The following is a 12556-nucleotide window of genomic DNA, read 5'->3' as shown; positions in this document are numbered from 1 at the left end:
GTGATCCCAGTCTGTATTAGCTGGGATCTGAAAGGGTAATTATGCACAGCACAAAAAAGCATCTGCGGTTGTTATCTGGATAACTACGGGTTTTACCCGGCATTTCAAACTAGTTATCCACAGGCGCTGGTAAAAAAATAATATTATTTGAGTAATTTTATCCATGATCCCAGCCAGACCTCAGCCGGATCTTCCGGAATGTCATGCTGGGTAATGTCGATCTTCAGCATATCGCCGATCCGATGTGCCCCCAGCTCCTGTAATAGCTGATCCAGTTTAACAATCGCACCACAGAAGGTGTCATATTCGCTGCTGCCGATCCCGATCGCACCATAACGAATTGCAGACAAATCAGGCCGTTTCGCTTGCAGATCGTCATAAAATGGTTGCAGGTTATCTGGCAGATCGCCCGCACCATGGGTAGAGGTGACTACCAGCCACACATTTTCAGGCGAAACCTCATCGAGTTCCGGGCCATGCAGTAGCGTGGTGGTGAAATCATCCTGTTGCAGCAACGATTCCAGATGTTCGGTAACGTACTCGGCGCTACCAAGCGTGCTGCCGCTGATGAGGGTAATGTCTGACATGCGTGATCCCGCCCGATTGAATGACGGCACATTGTACGCTGTGATCTTGGTGGGATCTACCTGTGGATAATAGGGGGATAGTAAAAAAGCTTCAGGGCACAATAGTGCGCATAATCGGGTTTTGCAGGGAGATCAAAGTTTCAGTGGACTGAATTTCATCAATTGTCTGAATCTTGTTGATAAGTACATGTTGCAGTGCGTCGATAGAACGACACATTACCTTGATGAAGATGCTGTAGTGCCCGGTGGTGTAGTAGGCTTCTACCACTTCCTCCAGATTGTTGAGCTTCTCCAACGCAGACGGATAGTCCTTGGCGCTTTTCAGAATGATGCCGATGAAACAGCAGACGTCATAGCCCAACTGTTTGGGGTTTACGTCCAGCCGCGTTCCTACAATGATTCCTGCCTGTTTCATCTTTTCCACCCGGACATGGATTGTGCCGGGGCTAACCGTAAACTGTTTGGCCAGTTCGGCGTAAGGAGCGCGGGCATTCTCCATCAGCGCATTGAGGATACCGCGATCAAGTTCATCCATTGTGTAGGTGTCTGCTGCCATAGTGATGCTCCGTAAAGACTGTCTGAAGCGTTTTACTGATTATTGCCGGATGAATCAACGGCTAAACCGGCAGGTTGTTCAGGGAAGCGATATAAGAAGAGTTGATGGTTTGGATTTTCACGCTCTTTCATGCTGAAAGTGACGCAGCAGGCGGCTTTTAATCCCGGTATCAAAACGCCAGATATGATCGAAAATACGCAGAATGCCAGGCTTGCCATGAGCCGACATAGCGACTGCATGGAAACGATGCTGCAACCGGTGCTGGCGGCGTTTGACTTCGCTGACCAGTTCGTCTGGCAAACGCTGGGCGATAAAGTCTGAAATAATGACGGCATCGGCATCTTGCCAGGATGCGCTATCCATTTTTTCAAGTAGTGCGGACAAGCAACTACCAAGATCGGTGCCGCCCCGGAAGGTCTGACTGAGAAAACGAATAGCGTCTTCCAGGCCGTTTTCTGAAGTAAGGTCGTAGCTGACGATACCCGTGGAAAACAGCATAATATAACAGCGACGGTTATCTGCCAGCGCAATCCGCATCAGTGCCAGACAGAAGGCTTTAGCACAGCGTTCGTTAAATCCCCCCATTGAACCTGACGTATCCACACAAACGATAAACGGCCCGCGTGGTTGTTGCTCGTTATGCTGATGAGCGACTGGCCGTTCGAGTGTTTTTTCACGCCAGTTCTCCCCTTGCAGCCGGTAAGTCAGTAACCGGTGTTCCGATAAACGGCGGTAAAACTCAAACTCCAGCTCACTGATGCCGATGGTAGAAAGCTCTGTAGGCAGCAACCGCAGAATATCGTCACTTTGATGAATGCCGCTGACCTGTTCCGGCGCAAACGCAGGTTCGCGTACCATGATCTGAAACGCTTCCTTGGGCGCATCATGACTGATTACCGATTTGGTCTCACGACTGCGGCCCAAACGTTCTGCCAGGTGCTGCAATTCCGGCTGTTTTTGTAAAAAAGCGCCCGTTTCCAGTAACGCGTGGAGCGGTTGTTTCATCCGTTTGCTGGCACTGAGATCCCACAGCCTTCCCGCGGCGGTATCGTTATCGGCCAGAATGGGTTCAAGCGCGCCGCTTATTGTCAGGCGCTTTTGGATCTCGTCCAGCAACTGTTCCCGCTCTTGCTCCATGATTTGCTGATGCAGATTCATAGTCTGTAACGTCAGGCTGAAGCGCCAGCGCTGCATAAACAAGCTATATTGGCTGCTGCTGATACGATGCTTTGACGAATGTGATGATGGATGGAGCAGTTTTTCCGCCTGGCTTAGAAAAGGCGAATCCACATTATGCAGGGTGGACATAATCTCTGGCAGGCTGGACTGAAACGTGTTATCGCTGACCAACTGGGTTTGCTGATAGCAAGTGAACTCTTTTTCCAGCTCAGGAGGAGCCTGGGTATTGCGCAGCCGTTGCCGAAGGTTTTCTTTCCACTCTGGTAAATCGCGCATAATGGCGTTTTTCAGGCGCGGGTATTTGTCGAAGAACATCACCAACTGAGGCGCCGCCATGAGGGTAACAACCACATCATCCAGCAGCTCGTTTTCGTCGATAGACAACAGCATTTCCAGGGATTCCAGCGTCAGCATGATCGTTACTCCCGTTGTGACTGTTCTATTTGTTCATCGACTTGCTGTAGGCTTTCTTCAATCCTGGCGAGCCATTCTTTGGGCACAAACAAACAAGGCTGGTGGCGCTCAAACAGTCTACGTTGTTCACGTAACTGAATTTTTAGCGTTTCATATTCTTTAAGTATCTCTTCCGGTAATTCGCCTTTTATGACGCCGGGCAGAGATAATACCGTGCTTTGCAAGCTGATATCGCAGATGAGCAGGTTCTGGCGCTCATCCACTTCCATATCCAGATGTTGACTAAAGCCGACGCCGTTGAGTTTGCCGCGTATTTCGCCGCCTTTTTGCAGCCAGCCTGCCAGTGCTTCGCGTTCGAGCACCACGTGTGTCACGGTGTAATCGTTAAGCAGCAATGGTTTTTGCAGTATTAGCGTTATTTCGGCAGTGGCTGGACTTTCAGGCAGTGTGTAATGCGGTTTTCGACCGAAAAACGTAACCTGACGTTCGACTTTGAAAGCCTGTTGCTCACTCTGTTGTTGCTGGTATTGCTGGCGTTTCACATTCAATTGCTGCAACCGGAATAAGAGCGTGCGTTGTTGATAGGCTTGTTCGCTCATCAACTGCTGTAATTGCTGCTCAACCAGGTCATGAGAGACAAGGTCATGCCACAAGCAGTCCTTAAGTAGGATCAGATCAACTGGGGTAATCGCTTCTCGTCCGCTGAAAAAGGCGCTGGCCTGTAACAGGCGGATGGATTTTTTCCAGCGGCGATCAGAAACGTATAACGAGCCTTCATGTGTATCCAGGCGCTGGCGCAACTGATAAATCAGCTCGAAGCAATTTTCCGGTAGCGGTATGTGATCGATTTGAGACTGCCACTGTTGGTATTCTTCGTCGCTGACGCTTAATGCCGGGCTTATCAGGTTGTCCTGCTCAGCAGGAGACGCAGTGAGCATGGCGCGGAAATTGTGCTTATCCTGCACCCGGTCGAGCCACAAGCGAATCAGCATACGATCATACAACGCTTCCAGACTGCTATCGGCTTCCGGCAGTTCGTTGGAAGCGGTGACCAGCAGTCGCATCGGGATAGGTTCTTCGCTGTTGCCGTTGCGAAAACGCCGCTCATTGATGGCTGTCAGCAGAGTATTGAGGATAGCTGGACCGGCTTTCCAGATCTCATCGAGAAATACAATTTCAGCTTCCGGTAGGTAGCCAGTCGTCAGGCGCTGGTAACGACCTTCGTCTTTCAGCGCCTGAATAGATAGTGGACCAAAGACCTCTTCCGGCGTTGAAAAGCGGGTCATCAGGTATTCAAAAGCGCGCGCATGTCTGAACGCGTATTTCAGACGGCGAGCAATCAGACTCTTGGCGATTCCCGGTGGGCCTAGCAAGAAAACGCTCTCACCGCTGAGCGCCGCCAGCAGGCAGAGTCGGATGGCATGTTGCCGTTCATAAAGACCGTGTTCGAGAGCATGGCTCAGGCGAGAGATACGGTCTGCCAGCGCTGTGGGTTGTATCATAATAAGTCCGTCGTTGCTGTAAATCGCCGTCGTCGGGAAGTGTGCAAAAGCTAAGTGTGTAAAAACTCCGGGAAGATTACGTTTTCTTGATTAGCTATACATTAATTATTTTCACCACTATTAGTGTCAACCAACATAAGACACCTGCACTAAATCGGAATGAAGGTAGTATTAAAAAATGGGCTTTTAACGTTATTTGTGCATACTGTGCGTTTTAGGGCTACTCCAACCAGAATAAGGCCCGATTTGTTAATGAATTGATAACAGAAGACAAGGTTTATGAATTCAGAACATAAACGTTCACTTCCAGCGGTTACGCTGGCTGCCATCGGGGTGGTGTATGGTGACATTGGCACCAGCCCGCTTTATACACTCAGGGAGTGTCTTTCCGGACAATTTGGCTTTGGGGTTGAACCCGATTCCGTCTTTGGCTTTCTCTCCCTGATATTCTGGCTGCTGGTGCTGGTCGTGTCTCTTAAGTATCTGAGCTACGTCATGCGCGCTGATAACGCCGGTGAAGGTGGTATCCTGACGTTGATGTCACTGGCCGGACGTAACACCACCGATAGGGTTACTGCCCTGGTGGTGATAATGGGATTAATCGGCGGCAGCTTCTTCTATGGTGAAGTGGTGATCACCCCGGCGATTTCAGTGATGTCGGCGATTGAAGGGCTGGATATTATCGCACCATCGCTGGATACCTACATTGTCCCCATCTCAATTGTGGTATTGACACTGCTATTCATGATTCAGAAGCATGGTACCGGTCGGGTTGGTAGCCTGTTTGCGCCTATTATGATGTTATGGTTTTTATCGCTTGGCGTGCTGGGCGCTCGTAGCATTATTGCCAATCCTGAGGTGCTGCAGGCGATGAATCCCAAATGGGCCATTAACTTCTTCATGCAGTACAAAGCGGTGTCTTTCTTTGCGCTGGGTGCAGTGGTGCTGGCAATCACTGGGGTGGAAGCGCTGTATGCCGACATGGGGCATTTTGGCAAACTGCCTATTCGTATCGCCTGGTTTTCTGCGGTGTTGCCGTCGCTGGTGCTCAATTACTTCGGTCAGGGAGCATTGCTGCTCAAAGATCCGGAAGCGATTAAAAACCCATTCTTCCTGCTGGCGCCGGATTGGGCGCTGATTCCACTGCTGGTGTTGGCTACGCTTGCCACTATCATCGCGTCTCAGGCGGTGATTTCCGGCGTATTTTCACTGACCCGTCAGGCGGTGCGTTTGGGGTACTTGCCGCCAATGCGTATCGTGCATACCTCAGATATGGAGTCCGGGCAGATTTATATTCCGGTGATTAACTGGTTGTTGTATGTGGCGGTAGTTATCGTCATTGTCAGCTTTGAGCATTCCAGTAATTTGGCCGCCGCTTACGGTATTGCGGTAACCGGGACTATGGTGCTTACCAGCATTTTGTCTTGTACGGTGGCATTGAAAAACTGGCACTGGTATCGCTATCTGGTCTGGTTGCTGCTGGTCGCGTTGCTTGCTATCGATTTGCCGATGTTCCTGGCCAACGTGGTGAAGATTATTTCCGGCGGCTGGTTGCCGCTGGCGCTGGGGATGGTGATGTTCACCATCATGACCACCTGGAAGAGCGAGCGTTTCCGGCTGCTGCGGCGTATCCACGAGCATGGTAATTCGCTGGATGCGATGATCACTTCACTGGAGAAGAATCCTCCGGTGCGTGTGACAGGTACGGCAGTTTATCTTTCGCGTGCTACCCATGTGATTCCATTTGCGTTGCTACATAATCTCAAGCACAACAAAGTATTACATGAACGAGTAGTACTGCTGACCATGAGAACGGAAGACGCGCCTTATGTACATAACGCCCGGCGCGTTTCAGTGGAGCAGCTTTCTCCGACTTTCTGGCGCGTTGTCGCCAGTTATGGCTGGCGCGAAACACCTAATGTGGAAGAGGTATTTCACCGGTGCTGGCAAGACGGGCTGACCTGCCAGATGATGGAAACCACGTTCTTCCTGTCTAACGAATCGCTGATGATGGGCAATCGTGCCTGGTATCTGCGTATTCGCGGCAAATTGTTCATGATGCTGAGCCGCAATGCGCTGCGTGCGGCAGACCAATTCGAAATTCCACCAAACCGATTGATCGAACTGGGTATTCAGGTAGAAATCTGACGCCTGATGTTAACGAAGATTACGCGGGTGAGATTGTGCAGGAACTCACCCGCTTTTTGCTTATCACCTAAGTGTTATCATTTCAACGAAACGTTTCGATAATGATCACATTTTCATAAGATAGTCGTTGCCTTCTCTGGTTCTTTTTCTACACTTATTGTACAAGCGAAACGTTTCGCTCTCAGGGTAAATAAAAATGAAAAAAGGCGTGTTACTTAATTCCGATATCTCATCGGTGATTTCCCAATTGGGACATACCGATCAGATTGTGATTGCGGATGCCGGTTTGCCGATTCCGGAAACCACAACCCGTATCGATTTAGCCTTGACCCATAATGTGCCTGGCTTTTTGCAGGTGCTGGATGTGGTGACGGCGGAAATGCAGGTTGAAGCCGCGATCCTGGCTCAGGAAATTATTGAAAAAAATACGCTACTCCATGACGCATTACTGAAACAATTAGCACAACTTGAACAACACCAGGGAAATACCATTTCACTGCATTACGTCAGCCACGAAGATTTCAAAAAGCAAAGTGGCAGGAGCCGGGCCATTATTCGTACTGGAGAATGCTCTCCCTATGCGAATGTGATCCTCTGTGCTGGCGTCACCTTCTGAGGTAGCGATGCAACCTTTACTGCAATTGCAAGGCATCACGAAAACCTTTCCCGGCGTTAAAGCACTGTCTGGTGCGGTATTAAATGTTTATCCGGGCAAGGTGATGGCGCTGGTGGGAGAAAACGGCGCCGGCAAATCCACCATGATGAAGGTACTGACGGGGATTTATCGCAAAGATGCCGGCAGTATCCATTTTTTGGGGAAAGAGGTGGATTTCAGCGGTCCCAAAGCTTCTCAGGAAGCGGGAATCGGCATCATCCATCAGGAACTTAACCTGATTCCTCAACTGACTATTGCGGAAAATATTTTTCTTGGCCGCGAATTTACCAACCGCTTAGGGCGTATCGACTGGAAACGGATGTATGCCGAGGCGGATAAACTACTCAAGCGGTTGAACCTTCGTTATGACAGCCGCCGTCTGGTGGGGGAATTGTCAATTGGCGATCAGCAGATGGTTGAGATCGCCAAGGTACTCAGTTTTGAATCCAGGGTCATCATTATGGATGAACCCACTGATGCATTGACGGATACCGAAACTGCATCATTGTTTAACGTTATCAAAGAATTGCAGTCTCAGGGCTGCGGTATTGTCTATATTTCCCACCGACTGAAAGAAATTTTTGAAATTTGCGATGATGTGACGGTTTTCCGTGACGGCCAGTTCATCGGCGAACGCCCGGTAAGTGAATTACAGGAAGATTCGCTGATTGAAATGATGGTAGGACGCAAGCTGGAAGATCAGTATCCCCGTCTTAATCAAGCGCCCGGTGAAGTACGTTTGCAAGTCAGCGAACTGTCTGGGCCGGGGGTGGAAAACGTCAGTTTCACCTTGCGTAAGGGCGAGATTCTTGGAGTCGCTGGGTTAATGGGCGCTGGCCGCACTGAATTGATGAAAGTGCTTTATGGCGCATTACCTCGTACCCACGGCAGCGTGAGTCTGGACGGTAACGATGTGGTGACTCGCAGTCCGCAAGATGGGCTTGCCAGTGGGATTGTCTATATCTCCGAAGACCGTAAGCGAGACGGGCTGGTGCTCGGCATGTCGGTGAAGGAAAACATGTCCCTGACCGCACTGCGCTATTTCAGCAATGCTGCGGGGTCGTTGCGGCACAGCGATGAACAACAGGCGGTGAGTGATTTCATCCGCATGTTCAATGTTCGCACGCCGTCCATGTCCCAGCCGATAGGGTTGTTATCTGGTGGTAATCAGCAGAAAGTGGCAATCGCCCGCGGGTTGATGACACGTCCCAAGGTGCTGATTCTGGATGAGCCGACCCGCGGTGTGGATGTGGGTGCCAAAAAAGAAATCTATCAGTTAATTAACCAGTTCAAGCAGGAAGGATTAAGCATCATTCTGGTGTCGTCGGAAATGCCTGAAGTGCTTGGGATGAGCGATCGTATCATCGTGATGCACGAAGGACGCCTAAGCGGCGAGTTCCCGATTGAACAGGCTACACAGGAAATACTGATGGCTGCGGCCGTTGGTAAGCAATACGGCGTAAAGCAGGAGTAAATCAGACATGAGTTCTCAAACTATCACAGCAAAGCGCTGGTTCAGCAAAGAGTGGCTGATGGAGCAAAAATCATTGATCGCCCTGCTGATTCTTATCGCTGTGGTGTCTTCAATGAGTCCCAACTTTTTTACCCTGAATAACCTGTTCAATATCCTGCAACAGACTTCGGTGAACGCCATCATGGCGGTGGGAATGACGCTGGTGATCCTCACGTCCGGCATCGATTTGTCTGTAGGGTCATTGCTGGCGCTAACCGGCGCCATAGCGGCTTCCATCGTCGGGTTGGAGATCAATGCGCTGGTGGCAGTCTTCGCCTCGCTGGCACTGGGTGCGGCTATTGGTGCCGGTACCGGCATCGTGATTGCCAAAGGGCGGGTGCAAGCGTTTATTGCTACGCTGGTGGTGATGCTGCTGCTACGCGGCGTGACCATGGTGTATACCAACGGTAGCCCGATCAATACCGGTTTTTCCGATGCGGCGGATGCATTAGGGTGGTTTGGCATTGGGCGACCGCTGGGCATCCCTACGCCAATCTGGATCATGGCGGTGGTATTTCTGGCAACCTGGTACATGCTGCACCATACCCGCATTGGTCGCTATATCTATGCGCTGGGAGGCAATGAAGCGGCAACTCGTCTTTCCGGTATCAACGTTGATCGAGTGAAAGTGGTGGTTTATTCATTGTGTGGTTTGTTGTCGGCATTGGCGGGAATTATCGAAGTGGCTCGCCTGTCCTCAGCACAACCCACGGCAGGGACAGGTTATGAGCTGGATGCCATTGCGGCGGTGGTGCTGGGTGGCACAAGTTTGTCAGGTGGTAAAGGACGCGTGGTGGGAACATTAATCGGCGCCTTGATTTTGGGGTTTCTGAATAATGGGCTTAACCTATTAGGTGTTTCTTCTTACTACCAGATGATCGTCAAGGCAGTGGTTATTTTGTTGGCGGTTTTGGTAGATAACAAAGGCAGTAAATAACTTTTCATTCACACAGGAATTGAAATATGAATTTGAAGAAGATTGCTACTCTGGTTTCCGCTGTCGCGTTGAGTGCCACTGTCAGTGCCAATGCGATGGCGAAGGATACCATTGCTCTTGTTGTTTCCACGCTGAATAACCCGTTCTTTGTGTCGCTCAAAGATGGTGCGCAGAAAGAAGCGAACAAACTGGGCTATGACCTGGTCGTGCTTGATTCCCAGAATAACCCGGCTAAAGAACTTTCTAATGTGCAGGATCTGACGGTTCGCGGTACCAAGCTGCTGTTGATCAACCCGGCTGACTCCAACGCGGTAGGCAATGCGGTGAAACTGGCTAATCAGGCTAAAATTCCGGTTATCACTCTGGACCGTGTTGCTGCCAGCGGCGAAGTCGTTAGCCATGTCGCATCCGACAACGCCTTCGGCGGTAAGGTTGCTGGCGACTTCATCGCTAAAAAGCTGGGTGAGGGCGCTAAAGTGATCCAACTGGAAGGTCTGGCGGGTACGTCTGCCGCCCGTGAACGTGGCGCCGGTTTCATGAAATCTGCCGAGAAAAATAAATTTAACATGCTGGCGAGCCAGCCTGCTGATTTTGACCGTACTAAAGGTCTGAATGTGATGCAGAACCTGCTGACTGCTCATGCTGACGTCAAAGCGGTATTCGCTCAAAACGACGAAATGGCGCTGGGTGCTCTGCGTGCCCTGCAGACAGCCGGTCGTGACGATGTCCTTGTGGTTGGATTTGACGGCACTGCTGACGGCGTGAAAGCGGTAGAAAGCGGCAAAATGGCGGCTACTGTGGCCCAGCGTCCTGAACAGATCGGTATTATCGGCGTTGAAACCGCTGACAAGGTTCTGAAAGGCGAAAAAGTACAGCCTGTCATCCCTGTTGACCTGAAACTGGTTACCAAACAATAACATCATCAAAGCGTAATACCGCACGCGCAGTACTGCGCCATCCATCAGGGTGGCGCGTAATTAACATCGGGGTTCATGGTAATGAAATCAGGCAAGCTGGTAGTCTTGGGAAGTATCAATGCGGACCATATTTTGAATCTGACTCAGTTTCCCCGCCCAGGTGAAACAGTGATCGGTAAACAGTATGGTGTGGCATTTGGCGGCAAAGGCGCCAACCAGGCGGTGGCTGCCGGGCGAAGTGGTGCTGATATCGAGTTTATCGCTTGTGTTGGGGCGGATGATATCGGCGAGCGTATTCGTCAGCAATTGATCCGAGATCGAATCGATGTTTCTGCTGTCGAAGCGATTCCCGACCAGACTACCGGTGTGGCGCTAATTTTCGTTAACGGTGAAGCAGAAAACATGATTGGTATTCATGCGGGAGCCAATGCGGCTGTGACGCCTGATTACCTGCATCGTTATCAGCAGAAAATTGTTGACGCATCCGCGTTGTTGATGCAGTTGGAATCACCGCTGGAAACGGTGATGGCTGCTGCTCGTCTGGCGCATGACAGTGGTACTAAAGTTATCCTCAATCCGGCACCAGCCTGTTTACTGCCTGATGAATTATTGTCGCTGGTGGATATGATCACGCCGAATGAAACTGAGGCTCATACCCTAACCGGTGTGACGGTCGAAACCGAAGATGATGCGCAACGGGCCGCACAGGTACTACATGATAAGGGAATCTCGACCGTACTGATTACGCTGGGGAGTCGTGGCGTCTGGTTGAGCGAACAGGGCAAAGGGCAACGTATTCCCGGTTTCCGCGTAAAAGCGGTCGATACCATCGCTGCCGGCGATACATTTAATGGTGCGCTGGTCACGGCTTTGCTGGAGGCGCGTCCCATGGAGGCCGCAGTTAAATTCGCTCATGCAGCGGCAGCTATCGCAGTGACTCGGCATGGTGCCCAGCCTTCGGTTCCCTGGCGTGAAGAGATAGATGCCTTCCTGAATACACAGGAGTGATCCTTGTCGACGATGAAAGACGTGGCCCGTCTGGCCGGGGTATCCACATCAACGGTTTCTCATGTCATCAACGATAACCGCTATGTCAGCGATGCGATTCGTGACCGGGTAATGAAAGCGGTTGAGCAGCTGAACTACGCGCCGTCTGCTCTGGCGCGTAGCCTTAAAATCAACCAGACTCGAACCATCGGTATGTTGCTGACGGCAAGTAGCAACCCGTTTTATGCTGAAGTTGTACGCGGTGTAGAACGCTGTTGTTACGAAAGAGGCTACAGCCTGATTCTGTGTAATACCGAAGGTGATCACCATCGCTTGAGTCGCAGTCTGGAAACATTGCTGCAAAAACGGGTGGATGGGTTGTTGCTGATGTGTACTGAAAGCCACATGCCTTCACCCGATATTATTCGCCGCTACCCTTCTATTCCTGTTGTAATGATGGATTGGGCGCCTTTTGAAGGTAATAGCGATGTCATCAAAGATAATTCGCTGCAAGGTGGCGAGATGGCTACTCACTACCTGATTTCTCAGGGTTACCGCAAAATCGCTTGTATCGCTGGTCCACAGGATAAAACCACCGCACATAATCGTCTGGAAGGCTATCGTAAAGCGATGCATCGGTCAGGGTTGTCTATTCTTCCAGGCTATGAGGTGGTTGGCGATTTCGAGTTTGAAGCCGGTTTTCGCGCCATGCAGCAATTACTGGCGTTGCCGGAGCGTCCTGATGCTGTGTTTACCAGTAATGATGCTATGGCAGTAGGGGTCTATCGTGCTTTGTACGAGGCTGGGTTATCCATACCAGACGATATGGCCGTTGTTGGTTATGACGATATCGAACTGGCGCGTTACCTGTCTCCACCATTAACGACAATTCATCAGCCTAAAGGTGAATTGGGCGAACTGGCGATTGATACCCTGCTTCACCGGCTGGAACACCCAGATGCGGAACATAATGTACTGGTGTTGACTCCGGAGCTGATCGTTCGGAATTCAGTCGGTAAAATAAATGCGTGACTGGACGTTTTTCTTTATTGTCCGGTGCATTAATGGTACTAAAAAACGTCAGGTTGACTGATTAGCCGTCTTTTTGGTTGAAAAATACCCGGTTGATGTTTTTTTTGTATTTATCGCTTGTCAGGTCAG

11 protein-coding genes are annotated in these 12556 nt (G+C 50.5%); 7 read left to right on the top strand and 4 right to left on the bottom strand.

The genetic code is table 11. From position 1 onward, the window contains the following. Positions 1-143 precede the first annotated feature (143 nt). From mioC to ravA, 4 genes are all read right to left on the bottom strand, one after another. On the bottom strand, positions 144-587 hold the full coding sequence (mioC, locus tag Dpoa2040_RS09450) for an FMN-binding protein MioC (protein ID WP_042867492.1): 444 nt from the start codon (positions 585-587) through the stop codon (positions 144-146). A gap of 91 nt (positions 588-678) precedes the next feature. Next, entirely contained in the window at positions 679-1143 is a 465-nt protein-coding gene (gene asnC / locus Dpoa2040_RS09445; protein ID WP_042867494.1) for a transcriptional regulator AsnC, read from the bottom strand. Positions 1144-1260: 117 nt separating this feature from the next. Further along, positions 1261-2736, bottom strand: a complete 1476-nt coding sequence (gene viaA, locus Dpoa2040_RS09440) for an ATPase RavA stimulator ViaA (RefSeq protein ID WP_168641086.1) — start codon at positions 2734-2736, stop codon at positions 1261-1263. 5 nt (positions 2737-2741) lie between these two features. Further along, complete coding sequence (ravA, locus tag Dpoa2040_RS09435; protein WP_168641085.1) at positions 2742-4238, bottom strand: ATPase RavA; 1497 nt, start codon at positions 4236-4238, stop codon at positions 2742-2744. Between the two features lie 279 nt (positions 4239-4517). Between ravA and kup the strand changes: the two genes are divergently transcribed. The 7 genes from kup to rbsR all read left to right on the top strand — a co-directional run bounded on the left by kup (position 4518) and on the right by rbsR (position 12427). After that, complete coding sequence (kup, locus tag Dpoa2040_RS09430) at positions 4518-6386, top strand: low affinity potassium transporter Kup (RefSeq protein WP_042867501.1); 1869 nt, start codon at positions 4518-4520, stop codon at positions 6384-6386. Positions 6387-6582: 196 nt separating this feature from the next. Further along, on the top strand, positions 6583-7002 hold the full coding sequence (gene rbsD / locus Dpoa2040_RS09425) for a D-ribose pyranase (protein ID WP_042867503.1): 420 nt from the start codon (positions 6583-6585) through the stop codon (positions 7000-7002). Between the two features lie 7 nt (positions 7003-7009). Continuing rightward, on the top strand, positions 7010-8515 hold the full coding sequence (gene rbsA / locus Dpoa2040_RS09420) for a ribose ABC transporter ATP-binding protein RbsA (protein WP_168641084.1): 1506 nt from the start codon (positions 7010-7012) through the stop codon (positions 8513-8515). A 7-nt stretch (positions 8516-8522) separates the two neighbouring features. Next, positions 8523-9491 carry a ribose ABC transporter permease gene (gene rbsC, locus Dpoa2040_RS09415; protein ID WP_168641083.1) on the top strand — a complete coding sequence of 323 codons (969 nt, stop codon included), beginning with the start codon at positions 8523-8525 and terminating at the stop codon, positions 9489-9491. 26 nt (positions 9492-9517) lie between these two features. Further along, positions 9518-10408, top strand: coding sequence for a ribose ABC transporter substrate-binding protein RbsB (gene rbsB, locus Dpoa2040_RS09410; RefSeq protein ID WP_042867506.1), 891 nt, complete (start codon positions 9518-9520; stop codon positions 10406-10408). Between the two features lie 81 nt (positions 10409-10489). Next, positions 10490-11416, top strand: a complete 927-nt coding sequence (gene rbsK / locus Dpoa2040_RS09405) for a ribokinase (protein ID WP_168641082.1) — start codon at positions 10490-10492, stop codon at positions 11414-11416. 3 nt (positions 11417-11419) lie between these two features. Further along, a complete protein-coding gene (gene rbsR / locus Dpoa2040_RS09400) occupies positions 11420-12427 on the top strand; it encodes a ribose operon transcriptional repressor RbsR (RefSeq protein WP_201765201.1) in 1008 nt (335 codons plus the stop codon). The last annotated feature ends 129 nt before the right edge of the window (positions 12428-12556 follow it).

The organism is Dickeya sp. CFBP 2040 (assembly GCF_012273755.1).
GTDB classification, from domain to species: Bacteria; Pseudomonadota; Gammaproteobacteria; order Enterobacterales; family Enterobacteriaceae; genus Dickeya; species Dickeya poaceiphila.
Note: the sequence above shows the minus strand (reverse complement) of the source record. Positions and strands in the feature narration are given on the sequence as shown.